Raw genomic sequence first — 21,103 nt, forward strand, 5'->3', positions numbered from 1 at the left:
GCCGCATGGAGCGCGGCCGTGGTGGGTCAGCTCTGCGCGGGGCGAACAGACGCCGTCACGGCGCCACTTCCGGCAGTTCAATCACGAAGCGCGAGCCACCGCGCGTGCGCGCCTCGTACCACAACTGGCCGCCGGCGGATTCCACGATCTGCTTGGCCAGTGACAGGCCCAGCCCGCTGGAGATGGTGTCGCCCGGATCCACCTGCAATCGGGTGAATGGCTTGAACAGTTCGCGTTGGCGCGCGGCGGGAATGCCCGGGCCGCGGTCGGCGACCACCAGCCGCCAGAACCCGGGGGCGCCACGCTGCGCGGCCAGCGTCAGCGGGGCATTGGGGGCGTACTTCATCGCGTTGGTGACCAGGTTCTCGCTGACCTGGCGCAGCACCCGTTCGTCGATGGCCACCTGTGCGTGCTCCGCGGGCGGAATCACCGTCGGCGCAATGCCGCGCGCTTCCAGCTGCATCTCGTAGCGTTGCATCAGCCACTCCAGCGTCGAGCCCAGGTCCGCGGATGCGCCGGCATGCGGGTTGCTGCCGCCACGTGCGCGGCTTTCCAGGTAGTCGCGGATGTAACCCAACGCGTCCTGCGCGCTCTCGTGGATCATCTGCAGGTAGCGCGGCACGCGCTCGGGCTTCACCCCGTCGTTGATCAGGATGTCGCTGGCGAACAGCACGCTGCTCAACGGATTCTTCAGGTCGTGCGCGACCAGGTTGACCAGTTCCTCGCGCTCGCGCGCCACGCGCGTCAGGCGGTCGCGGGCCAGCTTGAGCCCGACATGCGCATTGACCCGCGCCAACAGCTCCTCGGGCAGGAACGGCTTGGTCACGTAATCCACCGCGCCCGCCTCGAACGCGCGCAGCAGCAGGTCGCGATCCTGCGCGGCGGTCACGAACACCACCGGCACGTCGAACGGATGGCGACGCTCGCGCAGCCCCGCCAGGACTTCGAACCCGTCCATGCCGGGCATCATCATGTCCAGCAGCACCAGGTCCGGTGGGGAGGCTTCGAAGCGCTCGAGCGCCTCCTCGCCGCTCCCGGCGGTGACCACCTCGTACGACTGCCGCGCGAGCAGCATGCTGACCACCCGCAGGTTGGCGGGTTGGTCATCGACAACAAGAATGCGACCGGTCGAAGTGGCAGTGCCCATTCATCCTCAAGTGGTGAGTTGCGGCGCCTGGCCGGGTCTGTGTTTGCGGGGTCGCGGTCACGTTATCAGAACGCCGCCGTATGTCGCAGCATGGCCATTCAGGTTCGCCGACGCGCGCATCCCGACTGCACTCCCGTCGCGCCGCCCCGTCTGGCCGACAGCTTCCCCGCGGCGCATCCTAGGCCGCCCGCCTGAAGGATCCGTGATGACCGCCGATGCCGTGCCGCGCGTGAGTCGCCGCCGCCCGAGGGCAGGCGCATGGGTGTGAGCGCAGTGCCGGCGCCGATGGCGCAGGCGCGCCGCCTGGGCCTGCTGCTGGGCGCCACCGGCGCGGTGCTGTTCTCGGCCAAGGCGATCCTCGCCAAGTTCCAGTTCCGCTATGGGTTGGACGCGCTGGACGTGATGGCGCTGCGCATGGCCCTGTCGCTGCCGCTGTTCCTCGGCCTGGGCCTGCGCGAACACCTGCGCGGCAACCGCACTCCGCTGCGCCGCGGGGAATGGGGGCAGGTGCTGGTGCTGGGCGTGCTCGGCTACTACCTCTCCAGCCTGCTCGACTTCTGGGGCCTGCAGTACGTCCCGGTGTCGATGGAACGGCTGATCCTGTTCCTCAATCCGACCTTCGTGCTGCTGATCGGGCTGGTCGCGTTTGGCCGCAAGGTCAGCCGCCGCGAATGGATCGCGATGGCGGTCAGCTATGCCGGCGTGGCGCTGGTGTTTGCCGAGAACCTGCACGTGGAGGGGCGCAACGTCGTGTGCGGCAGCCTGCTGGTGCTGGTCGCGGCCTTCAGCTACGCGCTGTACCTGGCGATGTCCGGACAGCTGATCCGCCGCATCGGCTCGCTGCGGCTGGTGGCCTACGCCATGACCGTATCGACCGTGGCCACCGCGCTGCACTACGGCCTGGCACGCGAACCGGAACGCCTGCTCGCGCTCCCGGCCGGCGCCTATGGCCTGGCGCTGGTCAATGCGGTGCTGTGCACGTTCCTGCCGGTGACCTTCACCATGGGTGCGGTGGCGCGCCTCGGGGCGGGCACCGCGGCGCAGTTGTCGGCCCTGGGGCCGGTGTCGCTGGTGTTCCTGGGCGGCTGGCTGCTCAACGAACGCATCACCGCGCTGCAGCTGCTGGGCACGGCGGTGGTGCTGGGGGCGGTGCTGCTGCTGACGCGGGCGGGGGCGAACTCGGTGCCGATCGTGCCCGCCGCCCCGCGCTCATAACCGGCGCCATTGCCCCGGGGCCAATGCGTCCAGCCGATAGGGGCCGATCGCCACGCGCACCAGCCGCAGGGTGGGCAGGCCGACGGCCGCGGTCATGCGCCGCACCTGGCGGTTGCGGCCTTCGCTGATCGTGATCTCGAGCCACGCGTCGGGCACGGTCTTGCGAAAGCGCACCGGCGGATCCCGCGGCCACAGCGCGGGCGCATCGATGCGTTGCACCAGCGCCGGACGGGTGGGGCCATCGTTGAGCACCACGCCCTGGCTCAGCGCCTCGAGCTGGCTGTCGCTGGGTTCGCCTTCCACCTGCACCCAATAGGTCTTGGGCTGCTTGTGGCGCGGGTCGGTCAGGCGATGGGCCAGGCCCCCATCGTCGGTGAGCAGCAGCAAGCCTTCGCTGTCGTGGTCCAGGCGGCCGGCGGCGTACACCTCTGGCGGCAGGCCGAAGCCGGCCAGGGTGGGACGCGGCGGCGTGCTGCGGTCGGTGAACTGGCACAGCACGCCGTAGGGCTTGTTGAGGGCGATGAGCATGGGGCGGGGGACGCGGGGGCGGCCGGCGTGTGACGGCCGCGCGCGCGGCGCCAGCGTCACCGCCACGCGACGTCAGTCGCGGGCGGGCTTCCGGAACCGCAACGTCATCCGGTCGCTTTCGCCGATGCTGCGGTACATCTGCGCGTCCTCCGGGTCGTGGCGGTTGCTCGGCGGCAGCGTCCACACGCCATTGGGGTGCACGGTGGTGTCGCGCGGGTTGGCGTTGACCTCGCTGCTGGCCTCCAGCACGAAGCCGGCGCGCTCGGCCAGCGCCTGCACATAAGCTTCGGTCAGGTAGCCGGACTTCTTCATCGCCTCCAGGTCGGTCCCCGGCTTGGCGCGGTGATCAACCACGCCGAGCACGCCACCGGGCTTGAGCACGCGGAAGAACGCATCGAACATCGCCTGGTCGGTGCCCCACCCCGTCCAGTTGTGCACGTTGCGGAAGGTCAGCACCACGTCGGCGCTGCCGTCGGCGCCAAACGCCGGCTGCGGCACGCTGAACTCGCGCACTTCAACCCGGTCGTAGCGCGCCGGGTCGGCGGCGAGCTTGGCGCGGAAGTTGGCGTTGCCCTTGGCCAGGTAGTTGCGCGTGCCTTCGGACTGCGCGGGGCCGGCCACCGCCAGCGCGGCGATCATCTGGCCGTCGGCGCGCAGGTACGGCGCCAGGATCTCGGTGTACCAGCCGCCGCCCGGGGTGATCTCGATGACCCGGCTGGACGGCGTGACGCCGAAGAAGCGCAGGGTCTGCAGTGGGTGGCGGTATGCGTCGCGCGCCGCATTGGCCGGGTCGCGCCAGGTGCCGGCGATGGCCGCTTCGAGCGTGGCATCGGCCGCCTGGGTGGTGGGAGTGGTCTCGGAGGAGGGCGCGGTCGCGCACGCGGCCAGCAGCAAGGGCAGCAACAGCACCAGGCGGGACGGGGTCATGGGCGGGGCTCCGGTCAATGGGACGCCAAGCCTAGCGCGAATGCGCGCGCCATCGCGCGGGTCGGCAGTGCCCCCCGCGCAGGGCGGCGTGACGGCGCCGTCCACGCCCACGCGCGCAGGAATCGCTACCATCGTCACCAGTCATCCGCGAACCGTGTCGCATCGGAATACGGAAGGGGTCAACGCGTGCGGTCCAAGTACATCGGCATCCTGTCTGCCCTGGTCGTGGGCGCCATCGCTGGCGTCGTGGGCCATGCCCAATGGGCCCGCCTGCGGGCACCGGCGTCGCCGCCGCCCGTGGCCACGGCGCGCTTGCCGGTCACCGTGGCCCGCGGCGATGCGGCGCTGCAGCGGACGTCCCGCACGGCCGAGGCCGGCACCAACTTCACCTACGAATACGTGCCGCCGCGCACCGCGTCGCTGCAGCCCATCTACCAGGCCGCCAGCGAGGGCAACTTCCTGCAGAAGCTGCATGAGATCAAGGCCATCGACGGGCTGTTCATGCTGCCTACGCCGATCAAGTTCGTCACCGCCGAATGCAAGAGCCCGGATGCGTTCTACGCGCCGGCCACGCACGAGGTGGTGCTGTGCTACGAGACCATCCAGGTGCTGAACAAGCAGGCCGAGGCGATGAAGGCCGCCGGCTCGCTGCAGGAGGAGTTCCCGCACCAGTACGTGCTGGCCAACCTGCGCTTCATCCTGCTGCACGAGGCCGGCCACGCGCTGATCCGCCAGCTGGACCTGCCCACGACCGGCCGCGAGGAGGACGCGGTCGACCAGCTGGCGGTGATGCTAATGCAGAAATTCGCCAGCGTGGACGAGTCGCCGCAGCAGGTCACCGAGAACCTGCGCATGGCCGCGCACTGGTTCCTGCAACGCGCGCAGGGCCAGTACAACCTCGACGCCTATGCCGACGAGCACGCCTTGGGCGAGCAGCGCTACTTCAACCTGCAGTGCATGATCTACGGCCGCGATCCGGGCAAGTACCTGTACATCGTCACCGACGGCGACCTGCCGGCCGGACGCGCCGAGCGCTGCCCGGAAGAGGCGCGGCGCGTGGACCATGCCTGGTTGCGCCTGTTGCTGCCGCACGTGGCGCCCAAGTTCCAGATGAGCGAGGAGAAGGCGCTGCGCTTCTTCGACCAGCAGGAACGCGCCCGGCGCAAGAACGTCGAAAGCCCCTACGTGCGCTGAGTTGGCTGGGTGTCACCCGCCTGCTGCGCTGCAACAAATCTGCAAGACCGCATCCACCCGGGTGTCATTGGGCGGGCCCACACTGCGCCTCGCTCAGGGACGAGCTTGACCTGCAGGAGGCAGCTCCCCACCAACCAAGGAGTGTGTCATGCAGCTGTTCCGCAGTCCGTTGTTCCAGGAAGCCGCGCGCCCGGTCGTCACCTCGTACGGTGACCGCGCGTTCGGCAACCGCTACGGCCGTCGTTCGGTATCCAAGCGGCACGTCGCATCGGTGACGCAGGAGGCCCGCATCGAGGCCGCCCGCGAAATCGCCGCCGACGTCGCTGCCGACGTCGCTGCCGACGTCGCTGCCGACGTCGCCACCGCCTGCAGTACCGTGCACTACGACCAGGCCGCGTAGACCTCTGCGCAAACCCGCCCGCGTCGCCCGATGCCTGCCGCCCATCGCCGGCGCATCGTCATGGAACCAGGAAGACAAAGGCCCGCACATCGGCGGGCCTTTGTCGTGTCGCACCGAGGGCGTTACCCGCGCATACGCCGCAGGCAGTGACCGGGCGGCGTTCACGCCCGGTCACCACGGCGCTCAGCCGGCCAGCGTCGCCAGCGCCGCGTTGAGCGTGGCACTCGGGCGCATCGCCGTGGCCAGCTTGGCGGCATCCGGATGGTAATAGCCACCGATGTCCACCGGCCGGCCCTGCACCGCGAGCTGCTCCTGCACGATCGCCGCCTCGTTGTCCGCCAGCGTCTTCGCCAGCGGCGCGAACTTCGCCGCCAGTTCGGCGTCGATGGTCTGCTCGGCCAGCGCCTGCGCCCAGTAGAGCGCGATGTAGAAGTGGCTGCCGCGGTTGTCGATGGTGCCCAGCTTGCGGCCCGGCGAGCGGTCGTTGTCGAGGAACTTGGCGTTCGCCGCATCCAGCGCGTCCGCCAGCACCTGCGCGCGCGCGTTGCCCGTGGTGTTGGCCAGGTGCTCGAACGAGGCCGCCAGTGCCAGGAACTCGCCCAGCGAATCCCAGCGCAGGTAATCCTCTTCCACGAACTGCTGCACGTGCTTGGGCGCGCTGCCGCCGGCGCCGGTCTCGAACAGGCCGCCACCGTTCATCAGCGGCACGATCGACAGCATCTTGGCGCTGGTGCCCAGCTCCATGATCGGGAACAGGTCGGTCAGGTAGTCGCGCAGCACGTTGCCCGTGGCGGCGATGGTGTCCAGGCCCGCGCGCAGGCGCTTGAGCGTGTGGCGCATGGCGCGGATCGGGCTGAGGATGCTGATGTCCAGCCCGCTGGTGTCGTGCTCGTTGAGGTAGGTCGCGACCTTGGCGATCAGGCCGCGGTCGTGGTCGCGGCGCGGATCCAGCCAGAACACCACCGGCGTGTTGGACAGGCGGGCGCGGTTCACCGCCAGCTTCACCCAGTCGCGGATCGGCGCGTCCTTGGTCTGGCACATGCGCCAGATGTCGCCGGCCTTGACCACGTGCTGCAGCAGCACGGTCCCATGCTCGTCGATGACGCGCACGGTGCCATCGCCGCTGATCTGGAAGGTCTTGTCGTGGCTGCCGTATTCCTCGGCGGCCTGGGCCATCAGGCCCACGTTGGGCACGCTGCCCATGGTCGCCGGGTCGAACGCGCCGTGTTCCTTGCAGTCGTCGATGACCGCCTGGTAGATGCCGGCGTAGTTGCGGTCCGGGATCACCGCCTTGGTGTCCTGCAGCTCGCCCTTCGCATTCCACATCTTGCCGCTGTCGCGGATCATCGCCGGCATGGATGCGTCGACGATCACGTCGCTGGGCACGTGCAGGTTGGTGATGCCCTTGTCGGAGTTGACCATCGCCAGGGCCGGACGGCTTGCGTACAGCGCGGCGATTTCGTTCTCGATGGCGACGCGCTCCGACTCCTTCAGGCCGGCCAGGCGCGCGTACAGGTCGCCGATGCCGTTGTTGGGGTCGAAGCCGATCTCCGCCAGCGTGCGCGGGTTGCGCTCCAGCACGGGTGCGTAGAAGCGCGACACCGCGATGCCGAACATGATCGGGTCGCTGACCTTCATCATCGTCGCCTTCAGGTGCAGCGAGAACAGCACGCCCTGTTCGCGCGCGTCCTCGATCTGTGCGTCGATGAACTCGGCCAGCGCGGTGGCGCTCAGCACCGCGGCGTCGATGACCTCGCCGGCCTGCACCGACAGCGGCGCGCGCAGCGGGAAGCTGCTGCCGGTCACGCTGGTGTATTCGATGCGCAGCGTGCCGGGGTTGATCATGGTGTACGACTGTTCGCTGCCGAAGAAGTCGCCATCCTCCATGTGCGCCACGTGCGACTTCGACGCCGGGTCCCACTTGCCCATGCGGTGCGGGTGCTTGCGGGCGTAGGCCTTGACCGCCTTCGGCGCGCGGCGATCCGAATTGCCTTCGCGCAGCACCGGGTTCACCGCGCTGCCCTTGATCCGGTCGTAGCGCGCCTTGATGTCGCGCTGGCGTTCGCCTTCCGGCTCGTCCGGGTACTCCGGCACCGCGAAGCCCTGCGCCTGCAGTTCCTTGATGGCCGCCTTCAGCTGCGGGATCGAGGCGCTGATGTTGGGCAGCTTGATGATGTTGGCCTCGGGCGTCTTGGCCAGCTCCCCCAGTTCGGCCAGGTGGTCGCCGATCTTCTGTTCCGGCTGCAGGTGCTCCGGGAACTGCGACAGGATGCGCCCCGCCAGGGAGATGTCGCGGGTCTCCACCGCGATGCCGGCGGTGCCGGCGAACGCCTCGACGATCGGCAACAGCGACTGGGTGGCCAGGAACGGGGCTTCATCCGTCAGCGTGTAGATGATCTTCGGTGCGTTGGACATGTCGATGTGGACTCGCTGGTTGCGGCGGGGGAAAGGGCGATCGTGCGGGCGCAGGCGCGCTGGCGCCATCGGCAATACGTCGATGCGGGCACGGGTTGCGCCAACACAAGCGGGCTATTGTGGCGCGTTCGGCGGGGGCGGGCAAAAGCGCGGCGGCGCATCACGCCATGTCGCGAGGGCATGGCGGCCAAACGGTTGCGTATGGCCGGCGGCGTGGTCGCCTCGGCGAGCCCGCCACTGCTGCGGGTGATCACTACGCGCGTCCCGTCATCCACGGCCGGTTGATGACGTGGACACGGGGCCCGGGGCGTCGCTGTGATCAGGCGCCGTGGCAGGCCTTGTACTTCTTGCCGCTGCCGCAGGGGCACGGGTCGTTGCGGCCTGGCGCGGCGTCCTTGCGGATCGGCTCGCGCGGGGTCAGCGCATCGATGCGGTGGTGGTGCAGGTCGGCGAGCATGCCCGGCAGGCTGGCGATGATTTCCAGCCGCTCGCGGTAGCTGATCGGCGTCGGCTCGGCGGTGGGGTCTTCGCCCAGGATCTCGCCGCTGGCCACCTGGTCGAACAGGCCAAAGATCTCCTCGATCCATTCGTTCTCGTCCAGCCACTGGTCCCACTGCGCCTCGCGCAGCTCCACGCCGGTGAAGAAGCCCAGTGCCCAGTCGCGGCCCACGTCGAGTTCGTCGGGGTGTTCGGCCTCGGCTTCTTCCGGCAGCCACAGCAGCGGCGCCAGGTGGTCGGGCAGGTCGTCGTCGCCGTGGCGCACGCGCGCGGCGACCATGTTGAAGTGGCCCTGCAGCAGGGCGGCCACTTCCTGCGCCTCGGACTCGCTGCCCCAGCGCGGCGGCTTGCCGCCCCACACCAGCGGCTGCCATTCCTCGGCCGGGACTTCCGCCGGGCCTACCGCCAGCGCGGAGAGGAAACCGTCCAGCGCCTCAAGGTTGAAGCCCTTGAACGGCACGGCACGCTGGTCGAGCAGGTCGGCAAGACGCTCGATCTGCGCGTCGTCGAGGTAGGTGGGCGCTTTCATGGGCATCGCTCGGGGGGTGTCAGGGGTGCATGGTATCGCCGGTGGGCGTCCACGCCCACAATGGCGCGATGTCCGACACCTGTCCCTGCGGCTCTGGCCGCACCTACGCCGGCTGCTGCGGCCCGCTGCACGCAGGCACCGCTCACGCCGCTACGGCCGAAGCGCTCATGCGCTCGCGCTACAGCGCCTTCGTGCGCGCCGACGCCGACTACCTCCTGGCCAGCTGGCACCCGGACACGCGGCCCGCGCACATCGATCTGGACGATGCCGCCCGCACCCGGTGGTTGGGGCTGGAGGTGAAAGGGCATGACGTCGTCGATGACGACCACGCCACCGTTGAGTTCGTCGCGCGCTGGAAGGTGGGCGGCGCACCAGCGGTGCGGCTGCATGAAACCAGTCGATTCGTGCGCGAGGGCGGGCGCTGGTATTACGTCGACGGCGACTTCCCCGCACCCTGAGTCGACAAAAAAAAGGGCGCGATTCGCATCGCGCCCGGCTTGCCCCCGCAGTGGCGGAGAGAGAGAGAAGGGCGGCGGACGGTACCGGGAGGGAGGCCCGCCCGCCGCGTGGGAGCGCTTTACTTGACCTCGAACTCGCGGCTCTGGACCACTGCGCCGTTGAGCATCACGTCCAGCTTGTACTTGCCCTTCGGCAGGCCGTCGGGCTTGCTGATCTTGAAGTTGGTGACGCCGGTGCCGGTCAGGTTGGCATCAACGGTTTCCTCGTTGACGGTCTGGCCATCCTGGTAGCTCCACTTGGCGCCCAGCTTGCTGGCCACGGTGGCCATCGGATCGCTGGTGCTGGTGGCGACGGCGGCGAAGATCGTGTCGGACGGCTTGAAGGTGGTGGCCGGGGCGGTGACCTTCATGTCGGGGCCGACCGCGGTGCCCAGGTCGACGCCGGTGACCGACGCGGTGGCGGCCATCGGCGCGGGCGCCGGCATCGGCGCGGGTTCGCTGGCTGCCGGCGGGGTCACGACCGGCTCTTCCTTCTTCTTGCAGCCGACTACGGCGAGCGAGGCCACCAGCGCGGCGGCAAGGGCGAGGTGCGTGCGGTTACGAATCATGTGCGGACTCCTGGGAAGGGATGGGGTGTGGGGTGGCGGCTCATTCGCCAGCGTGGATCGCGGGGATCTTCAGCACCTGGCCGGGAAAGATCCGGTCCGGATCGTCCAGCTGGTCGCGGTTGGCCTCGAAGATGTCGCGCCACGCGCCGGCCCTGCCGTAGAACTGCTTGGCGATCGCCGACAGCGTGTCGCCCTTCTCCACGGTATAGCTCTGTTCGCCAGACGCGCCGGCAGTGCTGCCAGTGATCTCCTCGGTCGAGGACACCGAGGACTGCACGTTGCTGAAATCGGCGCGCTTGCGGATGTCCTCGGTGCTGGACGCTCCGCCCTGCACGTTGGAAAAGTCGGGTTTCTTCTCGGTGCTCATGATGGGGGCTCCTCCCCGGCGTCGGGTGACGCGAGCACGTTGGCACGGGACTTGTTAAGGAAATATGGCGCCCGGGTGAAGAGCGAGCGCGAACGCCTACTGACGCACCTCGCGCCGCGCGGTGGGCGTCACGCAGTTGGGTGTCGCCCGCCACGGATTGATGTCGAGGCCACCGCGCCGGGTGTAGCGCGCCTCCACCGACAGCCATTGCGGCCGCGCGTGGGCCAGCAGGTCGCTGAAGATCCGCTCCACGCACTGCTCGTGGAACTCGGCGTGGTCGCGGAACGACACCAGGTAGCGCAGCAGCCCGGCGCGATCGATGCGCGGACCGTGATAGGCGATGCGCACGTGCGCCCAGTCGGGTTGGCCGGTCACCGGGCAGTTGGACTTCAGCAGCGCGCTGGCCAGCGTTTCCTCGACCACTTCAGTCGCGACCACGCGGATGAAGTCAGCCTGCGGTGGCCCGTAATGGTCGATGTCCACGTCGAGCGCGTCGATCGAAATCGCTTCGCCTGCATCGCCCGCGTCGTCCACCATCGGTGGCAATCCAAAGGCAACCTGCACCGGAGCGCCCGCAACGCGCGACAGGTCTTCGGCAATGTGCGTGCGCACCGCCTCGGCATCATCGAAGCGGCTGGCGTTGAACGAGTTGAGGTACAGCTTGAGCGACTTCGACTCGACCAGGTTGGGCGCATCCGCCGGTACCTGGAACGTCGCCGTCGCCACCTGCGGCTTGCCCTTGGCGTCGAGCCAGCTGAGCTCGTACGCGTGCCAGCGGTCGTGGCCGATGAAGGGCAGCGCCGCGTCGCGCAGGCCGATCGCGTGCCGCCCCAGCGTGCGCGCGATCGGGTACAGCAGGTCCGGGTCGTAGCCCTGCGGATAATCGACATGGCGGCCGAGCGCGGAGCCGGCGACGGAGTTGTCGTGGGTGGTCATCCGCGCATTATCGCCCGTCGGGATGTCGACCGCGCCCGGCTCTGGTCCCGCGTTCACGCAACGTGCGGCCCTCCCGGGGGCGGCCGCACGCCTGCGCCCGCGTCAGCCCGGCGCGCCGCCGTGCAGGTAATCCAGCGTCACCTGCAGCAGTGCGCGCAGGCCCAGGTCCAGCGCCGACTCGTCCAGGGTGAACTGCGGCGAGTGGTTGCTCGGCGCGGTGACCGGGTCTATGCCCTTGGCCGTGGCGCCGACAAAGAAATACATCGATGGCACCTCGCGAGCGAAGAACGAGTAGTCCTCCGCGCCCATCTGCAGCGACGGCTCGATCACGTTGGCCGCGCCGGCCACCGCCTGAAGGCTTGGCAGCATGCGCGCGGTCAGCGCCGGGTCGTTGTAGGTCACCGGGTTGCCATCGCCATCGGGCACGCGCGCCTCCACGGTGGCGCCGTGCGCCGCCGCCACGTGCGTCGCCACGCTCTTCAGGTCGTCGAAGATGCGCTGCCGCATCGCCGGGTCGAAGGTGCGGATGGTGCCGGTCATCTGCACCTCGTCGGGGATGATGTTGAAGCGGATGCCGCCGTGCACCGTGCCGAAGGTGACCACCGCCGGCAGTTTGGCGATGTCGGTGCGGCGGCTGACCACGGTCTGCGCGCTGCCGATGAGGTCGGCGGCGGCCACCACCGGGTCGATGCCGCCCCACGGCCGCGATCCATGCGTCTGCCGGCCCTTCACCTTGATCGCGAATGCGTCCGAGGCCGCCATCAGCGGCCCCTGGCGCACGCCGATCTGCCCGGCCTGCAGCGTGGAGAACACATGCAGGCCGAACGCGGCTTCCGGCTTGAAATCCTTGAACACGCCCTGCTTGAGCATCAGCTCGGCGCCGCCTTCCTCGCCCGCAGGCGCACCTTCCTCGGCCGGCTGGAAGATCAGCATCACCTGGCCGGGCAGGTCCTTCTTCATCTTCACCAACGCATCGGCCACGCCAAGCAGGATGCCGGTATGCGCGTCATGGCCGCAGGCGTGCATCACGCCCGTCGTCTGCCCGGCGAATTGCGTGGTCACCTTGGACGCGAACGGCAGCCCGGTCTGCTCGGTCACTGGCAGCGCGTCCATGTCCGCGCGCAGTGCCACCTTGGGTCCCGGCTTGCCACCTTGGATGATGGCGACCACGCCGTGGTGGGCAATGCCGGTCAGGGGCTTCAGCCCCAGTGCGCGCAGGTGCTCGGCCACCTTGGCGGCGGTGCGCTGCTCGCGGTTCGACAACTCGGGGAACTGGTGGAAGTCGCGGCGCCAGGCGATGACCTGGTCGCGCTGCGCCTGGGCGGCCGCGGTGACTTCGGGGCGTTCCGCAGGTGTGCCCTGGGCAGCGGCCACGGACGGCAGCAGGGCGGCGATGGCAAGGGCAAGCAGCGGAAGGCGCATTGAATCTCCGGAGACGGGCAATACGAGGCGAAGCCCGATCCTACTCCCCTGGCGCTCGCGGTGCCGCCCTCCGATGGTCGATGCAATTGTGGGTTCGGCGTGGATACCCGGATAAGCTTTGCCACACGTGAAGGAGGAGCTCTGATGCCACGTGTCGCGATGACCCTACTGCTCTTGCTCGCGTCGGCTTCGGCCGATGGGGCGCCCGTGGATGAAATGATCCGAAAGGCACGTTACGGCTTGCTCTCCATATCGCCCTCCGGTGACCATGTCAGCATGACGGTGCCCATGGAGGACAGAACTGTCCTAGCCATCCTCCGCCTGGCTGACATGCAGGTCACGGCTACCGTCGATCCTGGCAAGAATGCCTTCGTCGATGATGCTGTGTGGGTCAGCGAGCGACGACTTTTGGCGCAATGGTCGGTGCGGCAGGGGGTCCGGGCGCAGCCCTATTCCGGTTGGTCACTGTACGCGGTGGACGTCGACGGGAGGAACCGCAACCATTTCTATGGCTCGCTCGTAGACCCCTTGCGACACGATCCAGAGCACGTATTGGTCCGCACCTGTACCAAGACCGGGAAAGACGGCTGTTTGACCGGCCTCCAGAAAGTGGGAACAGGCGAGCGCAGCAAGACCGAAACCATTGCCACCGCACCTGTGCCCGACGCGCAATTCCTCACCGATCGCGCCGGGGCACCGCGCTTCAGTTGGGGGTGGGACGAAGACGACATTCAAAGGGTCTACCAATTCCGGAACGGCGAATGGGTGCTCTTAAACGACGAGGCGGTGAGTGGGGTCGAGGTAACGCCACTGGGCGTCAGCTATGACCTTCGCCACGGATACCTGCGGAGTGAGCGCGCGCGGGGGCCCGACGTCATCGAGCGAATCGATTTGGCGACGGGCGACCGAGCGGTAGTTGCTGCAGACCCCGATCGCGATCCCACCGCCGTCATATGGTCGTTGGATGGCAGCGAGCCGATTGGCGTTTCCTATGGTGCGACCGTCCCGGCGATTGCCTTCTTTGACAAAGCACATCCCCATGCAGCCCTGATTGCAGACATGGAGATGGCATTCCCGGGAGAAGTCGCTCGCGTGACAAGTAGCACCCGGGATGGGCGAAAGGCCATTGTGGAGGTGGTCAGTGACCGCGAACCGGGTCGCCATTACCTGCTGGACACGGCCACCGGCGATACTCGCTTGCTGGTTGAGTCCAGACCGTGGTTCAAACCTGATGCCATGGCTGCCACCGAACATGCCGTTGTCCAAGCTCGCGACGGCACTCCAATGGACGTGTACCTCACCCGCCCGTTGAAACCCAAGTCCGCACCGTTGGTTGTTCTCGTGCACGGCGGCCCCTATGGCGTACGCGATGGATGGTTCTTTGATGATGAAGTTCAGCTGCTTGCCGCTGGGGGTTACGCGGTCCTGCGCGTCAACTTCCGTGGTTCCGGCGGGCGTGGGCGGGCTTACGTCGAAAGCGGATTCCGGCAATGGGGCCGCGCGATGCAGGATGACGTAACCGACGCCACGCGTTGGGCATCGACCCAAGCTGGCATCGATCCGGCCCGCACGTGCATTTGGGGTGCAAGTTATGGCGGCTACGCCGCCCTCATGGGTGTGATTCGCGAGCCCGGTCTTTACCGCTGTGCCATTGGTATGGCGGGTCCGTACGACTTGCCAACGATGTACCGGTGGGGTGACGTGCAGCGCAGCGACTGGGGCAAGGGGCAGCTGAACCAGTTCCTGGGAAGCGATGCCCGTGAATTACTGGAGCGATCGCCGACGCGCCACGCGTCCAGAATCGACGTTCCAGTGTTATTGGTGCAGGGAGGATTGGATTCGAGAGTGTCGCCGGAGCATGCGAAGGCGATGGTGAGGGCCATGGAAAAGGCCGGAAAGCGCCACGAAACGTACTTCTCCCCTTCCGAGGGGCATGGATTCCTCACCGAGAAGGCGCGACGTGAATACTACAACCGAGTCATCTCGTTCCTCGATCGAAGCCTGCGTGTTGAGAGTCCCTGAGGGGCTTACCCGCGGTGCTCCAGCGCCAGATACTCCGCCGACTGCATTTCGATCAACCGCGACGCCGTGCGCTCGAACGCGCCCGCCAGCTTCTGCCCGGTGTACAACCCCGGCGGCGCCTCCGCCGCGGTGCACACCAGGTTGACGTGGCGGTCGTACAGCTCGTCGATCAGGTGCACAAAGCGCCGCGCCGGGTCGTCGTTGCTGCCGTCGAAGCGCGGAATGCCGCCCACCAGCACCGTGTGGTACTCGGTGGCAATCTCGATGTAGTCGCCCGCCGCGCGCGGGCCCTCGCACAATGCAGCGAAGTCGAACCACGCGTGGCCCTCGGCCAGGCAGCGCACCGGGATCGGCCGCTCGTCGATCACCAGTGGCCCGTCTTCCCGCGGCATGCCCGCACTGAGTTCGTCCCAGCGCTGCGCCAACCACGCCTCGGCGCCTGCATCCAGCGGCACCCGGTACACCGGTGAACGGGTCAGCGCGCGCAGCCGGTAGTCATGCGCGCTGTCCAGGTACAGCACCCGGCAATGCCGCTGCAGCTGCGCGATGGCGGGCAGGAAGCGTTCTCGCTGCAGCCCGTGCGCATACAGCTGCTGCGGCTCGGTGTTGGAGCTGGTGACCAGCGCCACCCCCTCGGCGAACAGGCGCTCCAGCAGGCGGCCCAGCAGCATCGCGTCGCCGATGTCGTTGACGAAGAACTCGTCCAGCACCAGCACCCGCATCTGCTTGCCCCACTGCCGCGCGATCTTCACCAGCGGGTCGCTTTCCCCGGCGTGCGCGCGCAACTGCGCATGCACCTCGCGCATGAAACGGTGGAAGTGGGTGCGGCGCTTTTCCGCGAACGCAAGCGCATCGAAGAACAGGTCGATCAGGAACGTCTTGCCGCGGCCCACCCCGCCCCACACGTACAGCCCCAGCGGCGGTTCCACCGGTTTGCCCAGCAGGCTGTCGAGCAGGCCGCGCCTGGGGGGCGACAGCAGCGCGGCGTGCACGCGATCGAGTTCGCGCAGCGTGGCGTGCTGCGCCGGGTCATCGTTCCAGTCGCCGCGCGCCACGCCGGCAGCGTAGGCCGCGGACGGCGCAAGGCCGGGTGCGCCCACGGGCATCGGACGAGACGCGCTCATGCGCGCACCGGGGCACGCAGGCCGCGGCGGCGGCCGACACCGCGCTCAGCCATGGTCCAGCGGGGCCGGCAGGTAAGGTCGCACGCCGTTCTTGATCACCCCGCGCAGGTCCATCAGGCGGCGGTGGAAGAAGTGGCTGGTCTCGGGCATGCGCACCAGTTCGGGTGGTTGCGGCAGTCGCTTGAGGCTGTCGACCCAGGCGTAAACGGCTTCGGGCTCCACGACCTCGTCGGCCTCCCCCTGCACGATCAGCCAGGGGCAATCGGGCGGGGTGATGGCGTCAAAATCCCAGCGTCGCCCAGCAGCCGGCGGCGCGATCGAGATCAGCATGCCGGGCCGGAGCTCGGCGGCACACTTGATGGTGACGTAGGAGCCAAAGCTGAAGCCGGCCAGCCACAGCTCCGCCTCGGGGTGCGCGGCACGCACCCACGCCACAACCGCGCGCAGGTCGTCGGATTCGCCTTCGCCGTGGTCGAAGTGACCCACCGACGCGCCCACGCCACGGAAGTTGAAGCGCACCGTGGTGACGCCGGATTCGCGCAGCGCGCGCGACGCCATCGTCACCACCTTGTTGTGCATGGTGCCGCCCTCGGTGGGCAGCGGATGGCAGACCACGGCGACCACGGGCCGGGCCGGGGTCTCGGCCTCGGGGCCCTCGACGGCCACTTCCAGCGGCCCCGCGGGGCCGTTGATCAGCAGCGAAGCCGTGTCGCCAGTGGGGAAGGCGGGCTGGTTCATCCGGCCATTGTACGACCGCCGCTCAGCGGCGCAGGTCAAAGCCGAGCAGCAGCGGGTCGTGGTCCGAGCTGCGCCACGGTCCGGTGCCGCCGTCGCGGTAGCCGGCGCTGCGCGGCTCGTCGGCATTGGCGTGCCATTCGGCGGCGCCGCGCAGGTCGGCCGCCAGCGCCGGACTCAGCAGCGCGTGGTCCAGCCGGCCCAGCGTGCCCCGGTAGGCGTAGCTGTATGGCGCCTCGGTGCCGGCCACGACGAACGCGTCCCTCCAGCCGGCCTGGGCCAGGGCATGGATCGGGTCTTCCTGCGCGTAACTGTTGAGATCGCCGAGGATGACCGTACGTTGACTGCCTGTTCCTGTCGGATCGGTGGACAGCCAGGCCGCCAGCCGGCGGGCCGACTCGGTGCGGGTGGCGTTCCAGCAGGCCTGGCCATCCCCTTGGTCACGGTCGGCGCCCTCGGCCTCGCCACAGCCCTTGGACTTGAAGTGGTTGGCCACCACCACGAACACCGGCCCGCGTCCGGCGCGGAATCCCTGCGCCAGGGAAGGCCGGCTGCGGGTGGGGAACGGCCCACCCAGCAGCGACGCGGGCGCGCCGACTGGCTGCACCCGTGAGGCGCGGTAGATCAGCCCGACCTTGATCGGATCCTCCGGGTCCAGGGCGCTGGCGAAGCCCGGCACCCGGCCCGCCGTGGCCACAAAGCGCCAGTCGGCGCCGTGCGCATTGAGCGCCCGCACCAACTGCGCCTGGGCGGCCTCGGCGCCGTCGCCGTCGTTCTCCAGCTCCATCAGCGCCGCCACGTCCGCATCCAGCGCCCGGATGGTGGCGACCAGCTTGGCCAGCTGCGCGGAAAGTTCGGCGGGCGTGCGCGCGCCACGCGGGGTCGGGAGACCGCCGCCGCGACCGTCACCATTGAACAGGTTCTCGAGGTTGAAGGCGGCCACCCGCACGTTGCCCGCCACGGTCGGGGGCGCCGGACGCGACGCGCCCTGCAGCGAGGGCTGGACCTCGGTCCGCAGGGCGGGGCCGTCCGGTCCCATGCCGACCACGCCGTCCACGTGGTTGATGGTGCTGCCCAGCCGTGCCGTTTCCAGTGCCGCACCAACCTCTCCCGGCACCACCAGTCGCAGGCGCCGCGCATCGTTGGCCGCCGCCAGCGCCAGGGCCTGGGCGCTGCCAGGGCGCGCCCGCTCGGTGGGATTCCAGGCGCGCCCGTCGAAGCGCACCAGCACGCCTTCGCCGCCGGTGTCGATCAGCGTCAGCGGTACGGTCACCTGCACCCGTTGCCCGACGTAGACGGACCAGTCGGCCGGGGCGGCGGCCAGTGTCGGCAACGGCGGTGGGAGCGGCGCGGGCGCGCTGCCGCAAGCAGCCAGTCCGAGCGCCAGCAGGGTCGGAAGGAAGGCCGCAACCGGCCGGGCGCGGAGTCGGAAAGCCAGGCGGCGTAGGCAGGTCATCGCAAGACCGGAGGCGGACGAAACGCGCATTATCCGCCGCGCGCGTGACATCGCGCATCCGCGGCCCCGGAAACGACAACGCCGCCCGGAGGCGGCGTCGTGCGCGTGGTGCAGGCGGGTCCCGCTTACTGCAGGTTGCCGACCATCCAGTCGACCGTGGCCTTGACCTGCTCGTCGGTCAGCGCCGGGTTGCCACCCTTGGCCGGCATCACGCCCGCCGCGCCGGTGAAGCCCTCGATGGCGTGCTTGTACAGCGTGTCCTTGCCCTGCGCGATGCGCGCGCCCCAGGCGCTGGCGGCCATGGTAGGTGCGCCGCCGGCGCCCGACTTGTGGCAGCCGGCGCACAGGTTGTCGAAGATCACCGCGCCATCGGTGGTGCCGCCATAGGCGACCTGCGAGGCGGCCGAGGCCGCGGCGGCGGCGGCAGCGGCCTGCTGCGCGGCCGCGCCGGTGGCGCCGGCGTACACCGCGCCAGCAGGCGCAATGCGAGCCTCGGTGCGGGCGGCCGTCTTCGGGTCCACCTCGGTGGGCAGGGTGCCGTGCAGGTACATCGCCCCCAGGATCAGGCCCAGCGTCAGCAGCACGAGGAAGCCGATCACCATCGAGAAGTGCTTGAGGAATTCGAGGTCGTAATTGCGCACGATCCACCTGTGGCGCGGGACCGGTCAGGGCCGCGCGTAGTCGTCAATCCAAGGCCGCACCGGGTGCGACCGCTATTCAGTTGAGCCCCGCTGGGCGTGGTCCCGCCGCTCCTGCCTACGCAGGCCGCTGCCGGACCGGCAGCTTGGCCGGGTATCCCGCCGGCCAGTTTATCGTACTCGGGCGCGGCCGTGACCCCCGGCAGCGGCCCGGGTCGTGTCCCGCCGCCTGATTCCGTACTCAGGGCAGGGTGATGGTCAGGTGCGCGGTCCTGGCCGGCAGCCCCACGACATCGCGGTATTGCCCCAGGCGCTGATCGGTGTCGCGGCCCAACAGCCCCTGGAAGCCGAGGAAAGCCAGCAGCGCCAGCGCGCCGAACACCGCCACCGGCGCCCACACCGGCACCACCAGCCGCAGCGTGTGCGCGATCCGGTCCGGCGGCAGCCAGTGCGGCGCGAAGGCGGCGCGGCGGCCCTTGAGGTAGGTGATCTCGTCGCCCAGCCGTGCGGTGAGGTAGCCCAGCTTCTCCGGCCCTTCGAGGCGGTACTTGCCCTCGAAGCCGAGCAACAGGCAGTGGTGGTACACCTCCAGCGACGCCAGGCGCGGCGCGCCCTGTGCGCGCAACTGGTCCAGCCGGTCGAAGAAGTGCTCACCGGCCAGGTGCTCGCCGAACAGGCGCAGCTGCAACGGGTTGCGCTCCCAGTCCTCGCGCAGTGGCGACGGTTGTGACAGCAGGCCTTCGTCTACCGCGGCGCAGAACGCGTACTTGGCCGCGTACACATCTTCGGCGCCCACGCCCAGCTTGGTCGCACCGCGCTCGATCCGATCCAGCAACTGCTGCACAGAGGTCGCGAAACGCTCCGCGTCGGCGGGCAGGCGGCCCTGCTTGAGCAGCATCAGCAGATGGAAGCCATCGCCGAACAAATCGACCAGGCTGCGCGCGGGGGTGGACGCGCCCGCGTCACCCGGGGCCTGGGCCAGCGCCGGCGTCAGCGAGGGCATGCCCTGCGGGATGGGGGGGTGGGAATAGGACGTCATGGGGCCACCGCGATGAGTTCAAGCTTGAGGTCGTGCACGCCCGCAGGCACGTAGATGGTCAGTGACTGCGCCTTGAGCATGCGCTCGTACAGCGGGCCGCGCGGCTCCACCGCGAAGTAGTGCATGCCCGGACGTACCGGGATCGCCGCCGGCACCTGCGCGGCGTGCACCAGCTTCACGCCCGGCAGCGCCGAGAGCACGCACTTGTCCACGTCATCTGGGGCGCCGACCTTGAACCGCACCGGCACGGTCTGCACCAACTCGGCTCCCGGCAGGTTGGCGGCGACGCCGAGGTACAGCGCGCAGCCCTCGTCGATGCGCTGCGAGTCCAGGCGCCCCAAGTGGAACGACGGCTTGACCTCGCTCAACGCGATCTGGAAGTAGCGCGCGGAAATCACCGTGTCGATCAGCTCGCGGATGATCGCGAACAGCGGCACGAAGCCCTCCTCCGGGCGGGCGTGGTCGTAGGCCGGCAGGTCGGCCAGTGAGTGGCTGGCGGAAAAGGTCAGCAGCGCGCCGGCCAGTCGCAGCAGCTCCTGGTACAGGCGCTCGGGGTGCAGCCCGGGGTGGCGGAAACAGTGTGACAGCGCGGCGAAGGCGCTGTTGGCGGTATGCAGCAACCAGAACGAGGCGATGTCGCCGGAGCGGAATTCGATCACCGACTGCGACGGTGCGCGGTGGTGGCCGTACAGCGCCTCGGTCTTGGCCTGCAGGCCATCCAGCAGCCGACGCAGGCGCAGTTGCAGTGCTGGTGCGGCCCCGAGGTGCAGCGCGGGGGCCATGAACTCGTCGTCCAGTTCGAAACCGCCGGTGGCGGTGCGGCGTACGCGCGCGATCGGTAGCGCGGTATAGGCATCGCGCGGCTCCTCCTCGGTGAGGATGCGCACGCGCTGGCTGAGGTACGCCAGTTCGGCTTCGCCCGCATCGGTGTACAGGTCGGCGGTGGCGCGGTTGGCTTGTGCGTAACGCGCGGCCGTGGCCGCCTCGGCATCGACGCAATTGCCGCCGTGCTCGCGCAGCAGCGGCAGCGCCGCGTACAGCGTGGTCGACTGCACGCCGGCTGGCAGGCCCGCCAGCGACAGCGGCTGGGGCAACGGCTGCGCGCCGGGCGCGTGGTGGCTCTCGCCGTCGGGGAACAGCAACGACAGCTGCAGCACGCGGAAGGTGCCGCTGGCGATGGCCTGCAGGTCGAACCGCGCTTCGCGCAGGCCCCACGGATAGGGATGCAGCGACGAACCCAGGTCGTGCACGCGCGCCTCGTGGTACGCGTCCTGGCGCTGGAAATGTTGCGGGCGCAGAAACAGTCCTTCGCCCCAGAAAACCTTCGACATCCTGCTCATGGCATCCCTGCGTCGATCGCGTGCGGTGTGCGGGTGGTAGTGCCCCGCGGCATGCATGGCCAACGCGCCACCCGTCGGGTGCGCCGGCCATCCTTTGCTGCGCGG

General features: G+C 69.2%; 20 protein-coding genes. 5 read left to right on the forward strand and 15 right to left on the reverse strand.

Features of this window, described 5'->3' with window-relative positions; genetic code table 11:
* Positions 1-55: 55 nt before the first annotated feature.
* Positions 56-1,147 carry a hybrid sensor histidine kinase/response regulator gene (locus tag AC3ARF_RS00260; protein WP_498929214.1) on the reverse strand — a complete coding sequence of 364 codons (1,092 nt, stop codon included), beginning with the start codon at positions 1,145-1,147 and terminating at the stop codon, positions 56-58.
* A 258-nt stretch (positions 1,148-1,405) separates the two neighbouring features.
* Here AC3ARF_RS00260 and AC3ARF_RS00265 point away from each other — a divergent pair, with 258 nt between their 5' ends.
* Positions 1,406-2,362: a DMT family transporter gene (locus AC3ARF_RS00265; protein ID WP_498929216.1), complete on the forward strand. Its 957-nt coding sequence runs from the start codon at positions 1,406-1,408 to the stop codon at positions 2,360-2,362.
* Here the strand turns inward: AC3ARF_RS00265 and AC3ARF_RS00270 are convergent.
* Both AC3ARF_RS00270 and AC3ARF_RS00275 read right to left on the reverse strand, forming a co-directional pair.
* Positions 2,357-2,890 carry a pseudouridine synthase gene (locus AC3ARF_RS00270; protein ID WP_498929218.1) on the reverse strand — a complete coding sequence of 178 codons (534 nt, stop codon included), beginning with the start codon at positions 2,888-2,890 and terminating at the stop codon, positions 2,357-2,359. The two genes, AC3ARF_RS00265 and AC3ARF_RS00270, sit on opposite strands and share 6 nt — an antisense overlap.
* A 72-nt stretch (positions 2,891-2,962) precedes the next feature.
* Positions 2,963-3,817 (reverse strand): class I SAM-dependent methyltransferase, encoded by an 855-nt coding sequence (locus tag AC3ARF_RS00275; RefSeq protein ID WP_498929220.1) that lies wholly within the window; start codon positions 3,815-3,817, stop codon positions 2,963-2,965.
* Between the two features lie 186 nt (positions 3,818-4,003).
* Here AC3ARF_RS00275 and AC3ARF_RS00280 point away from each other — a divergent pair, with 186 nt between their 5' ends.
* On the forward strand, positions 4,004-5,011 hold the full coding sequence (locus AC3ARF_RS00280; RefSeq protein ID WP_498929222.1) for a DUF4344 domain-containing metallopeptidase: 1,008 nt from the start codon (positions 4,004-4,006) through the stop codon (positions 5,009-5,011).
* Between the two features lie 148 nt (positions 5,012-5,159).
* The gene (locus tag AC3ARF_RS00285; RefSeq protein WP_498929224.1) at positions 5,160-5,411 is read left to right on the forward strand and encodes a hypothetical protein; all 252 of its coding nucleotides are present in this window, start codon (positions 5,160-5,162) and stop codon (positions 5,409-5,411) included.
* A gap of 183 nt (positions 5,412-5,594) precedes the next feature.
* Here AC3ARF_RS00285 and AC3ARF_RS00290 read toward each other — a convergent pair whose 3' ends face one another.
* The gene (locus AC3ARF_RS00290; protein ID WP_498929226.1) at positions 5,595-7,826 is read right to left on the reverse strand and encodes an NADP-dependent isocitrate dehydrogenase; all 2,232 of its coding nucleotides are present in this window, start codon (positions 7,824-7,826) and stop codon (positions 5,595-5,597) included.
* A gap of 319 nt (positions 7,827-8,145) precedes the next feature.
* Positions 8,146-8,853, reverse strand: coding sequence for a UPF0149 family protein (locus tag AC3ARF_RS00295; RefSeq protein ID WP_498929228.1), 708 nt, complete (start codon positions 8,851-8,853; stop codon positions 8,146-8,148).
* 68 nt (positions 8,854-8,921) lie between these two features.
* Here AC3ARF_RS00295 and AC3ARF_RS00300 point away from each other — a divergent pair, with 68 nt between their 5' ends.
* On the forward strand, positions 8,922-9,311 hold the full coding sequence (locus tag AC3ARF_RS00300) for a YchJ family protein (protein ID WP_498929230.1): 390 nt from the start codon (positions 8,922-8,924) through the stop codon (positions 9,309-9,311).
* A 119-nt stretch (positions 9,312-9,430) separates the two neighbouring features.
* On the opposite strand, the gene AC3ARF_RS00305 is transcribed toward AC3ARF_RS00300, so the two are convergent.
* From AC3ARF_RS00305 to AC3ARF_RS00320, 4 genes are all read right to left on the reverse strand, one after another.
* Positions 9,431-9,919 (reverse strand): hypothetical protein, encoded by a 489-nt coding sequence (locus AC3ARF_RS00305; RefSeq protein WP_498929232.1) that lies wholly within the window; start codon positions 9,917-9,919, stop codon positions 9,431-9,433.
* Between the two features lie 40 nt (positions 9,920-9,959).
* Positions 9,960-10,286 carry a LysM peptidoglycan-binding domain-containing protein gene (locus tag AC3ARF_RS00310; protein WP_498929234.1) on the reverse strand — a complete coding sequence of 109 codons (327 nt, stop codon included), beginning with the start codon at positions 10,284-10,286 and terminating at the stop codon, positions 9,960-9,962.
* A 96-nt stretch (positions 10,287-10,382) separates the two neighbouring features.
* On the reverse strand, positions 10,383-11,222 hold the full coding sequence (queF, locus tag AC3ARF_RS00315) for an NADPH-dependent 7-cyano-7-deazaguanine reductase QueF (protein WP_498929236.1): 840 nt from the start codon (positions 11,220-11,222) through the stop codon (positions 10,383-10,385).
* Positions 11,223-11,324: 102 nt separating this feature from the next.
* The gene (locus tag AC3ARF_RS00320; protein ID WP_498929238.1) at positions 11,325-12,644 is read right to left on the reverse strand and encodes a M20 family metallopeptidase; all 1,320 of its coding nucleotides are present in this window, start codon (positions 12,642-12,644) and stop codon (positions 11,325-11,327) included.
* Between the two features lie 144 nt (positions 12,645-12,788).
* Here AC3ARF_RS00320 and AC3ARF_RS00325 point away from each other — a divergent pair, with 144 nt between their 5' ends.
* Positions 12,789-14,666 (forward strand): alpha/beta hydrolase family protein, encoded by a 1,878-nt coding sequence (locus AC3ARF_RS00325; RefSeq protein WP_498929240.1) that lies wholly within the window; start codon positions 12,789-12,791, stop codon positions 14,664-14,666.
* A gap of 5 nt (positions 14,667-14,671) precedes the next feature.
* On the opposite strand, the gene zapE is transcribed toward AC3ARF_RS00325, so the two are convergent.
* The 6 genes from zapE to tssK form a co-directional block, all read right to left on the reverse strand.
* Positions 14,672-15,772, reverse strand: a complete 1,101-nt coding sequence (gene zapE, locus AC3ARF_RS00330; RefSeq protein WP_498931916.1) for a cell division protein ZapE — start codon at positions 15,770-15,772, stop codon at positions 14,672-14,674.
* 63 nt (positions 15,773-15,835) lie between these two features.
* Positions 15,836-16,528, reverse strand: coding sequence for an alpha/beta hydrolase (locus AC3ARF_RS00335; protein ID WP_498929242.1), 693 nt, complete (start codon positions 16,526-16,528; stop codon positions 15,836-15,838).
* A 22-nt stretch (positions 16,529-16,550) separates the two neighbouring features.
* Positions 16,551-17,981, reverse strand: coding sequence for an ExeM/NucH family extracellular endonuclease (locus AC3ARF_RS00340; RefSeq protein ID WP_498929244.1), 1,431 nt, complete (start codon positions 17,979-17,981; stop codon positions 16,551-16,553).
* Positions 17,982-18,106: 125 nt separating this feature from the next.
* Positions 18,107-18,622, reverse strand: coding sequence for a c-type cytochrome (locus AC3ARF_RS00345; RefSeq protein ID WP_498929246.1), 516 nt, complete (start codon positions 18,620-18,622; stop codon positions 18,107-18,109).
* A 238-nt stretch (positions 18,623-18,860) separates the two neighbouring features.
* Complete coding sequence (locus AC3ARF_RS00350; RefSeq protein WP_498929248.1) at positions 18,861-19,658, reverse strand: DotU family type IV/VI secretion system protein; 798 nt, start codon at positions 19,656-19,658, stop codon at positions 18,861-18,863.
* Positions 19,655-20,989: a type VI secretion system baseplate subunit TssK gene (tssK, locus tag AC3ARF_RS00355; RefSeq protein WP_498929250.1), complete on the reverse strand. Its 1,335-nt coding sequence runs from the start codon at positions 20,987-20,989 to the stop codon at positions 19,655-19,657. The genes AC3ARF_RS00350 and tssK overlap by 4 nt, the downstream gene beginning before the upstream one ends.
* Positions 20,990-21,103: the final 114 nt, after the last annotated feature.

Source organism: Lysobacter sp. KACC 24251 (assembly GCF_057747755.1).

Bases quoted from the DNA above. Each gene is read 5' to 3' on its own strand.
- AC3ARF_RS00310 (WP_498929234.1), bottom strand. From the start codon at position 10,286: ATGAGCACCGAGAAGAAACCCGACTTTTCCAACGTGCAGGGCGGAGCG.
- zapE (WP_498931916.1), bottom strand. From the start codon at position 15,772: ATGCCCGTGGGCGCACCCGGCCTTGCGCCGTCCGCGGCCTACGCTGCC.
- AC3ARF_RS00305 (WP_498929232.1), bottom strand. From the start codon at position 9,919: ATGATTCGTAACCGCACGCACCTCGCCCTTGCCGCCGCGCTGGTGGCC.
- AC3ARF_RS00325 (WP_498929240.1), top strand. From the start codon at position 12,789: ATGCCACGTGTCGCGATGACCCTACTGCTCTTGCTCGCGTCGGCTTCG.
- AC3ARF_RS00335 (WP_498929242.1), bottom strand. From the start codon at position 16,528: ATGAACCAGCCCGCCTTCCCCACTGGCGACACGGCTTCGCTGCTGATC.
- AC3ARF_RS00350 (WP_498929248.1), bottom strand. From the start codon at position 19,658: ATGACGTCCTATTCCCACCCCCCCATCCCGCAGGGCATGCCCTCGCTG.
- AC3ARF_RS00275 (WP_498929220.1), bottom strand. From the start codon at position 3,817: ATGACCCCGTCCCGCCTGGTGCTGTTGCTGCCCTTGCTGCTGGCCGCG.
- AC3ARF_RS00290 (WP_498929226.1), bottom strand. From the start codon at position 7,826: ATGTCCAACGCACCGAAGATCATCTACACGCTGACGGATGAAGCCCCG.
- AC3ARF_RS00340 (WP_498929244.1), bottom strand. From the start codon at position 17,981: ATGACCTGCCTACGCCGCCTGGCTTTCCGACTCCGCGCCCGGCCGGTT.
- AC3ARF_RS00260 (WP_498929214.1), bottom strand. From the start codon at position 1,147: ATGGGCACTGCCACTTCGACCGGTCGCATTCTTGTTGTCGATGACCAA.
- AC3ARF_RS00300 (WP_498929230.1), top strand. From the start codon at position 8,922: ATGTCCGACACCTGTCCCTGCGGCTCTGGCCGCACCTACGCCGGCTGC.
- AC3ARF_RS00320 (WP_498929238.1), bottom strand. From the start codon at position 12,644: ATGCGCCTTCCGCTGCTTGCCCTTGCCATCGCCGCCCTGCTGCCGTCC.
- AC3ARF_RS00265 (WP_498929216.1), top strand. From the start codon at position 1,406: ATGGGTGTGAGCGCAGTGCCGGCGCCGATGGCGCAGGCGCGCCGCCTG.
- tssK (WP_498929250.1), bottom strand. From the start codon at position 20,989: ATGTCGAAGGTTTTCTGGGGCGAAGGACTGTTTCTGCGCCCGCAACAT.
- queF (WP_498929236.1), bottom strand. From the start codon at position 11,222: ATGACCACCCACGACAACTCCGTCGCCGGCTCCGCGCTCGGCCGCCAT.
- AC3ARF_RS00270 (WP_498929218.1), bottom strand. From the start codon at position 2,890: ATGCTCATCGCCCTCAACAAGCCCTACGGCGTGCTGTGCCAGTTCACC.
- AC3ARF_RS00285 (WP_498929224.1), top strand. From the start codon at position 5,160: ATGCAGCTGTTCCGCAGTCCGTTGTTCCAGGAAGCCGCGCGCCCGGTC.
- AC3ARF_RS00295 (WP_498929228.1), bottom strand. From the start codon at position 8,853: ATGAAAGCGCCCACCTACCTCGACGACGCGCAGATCGAGCGTCTTGCC.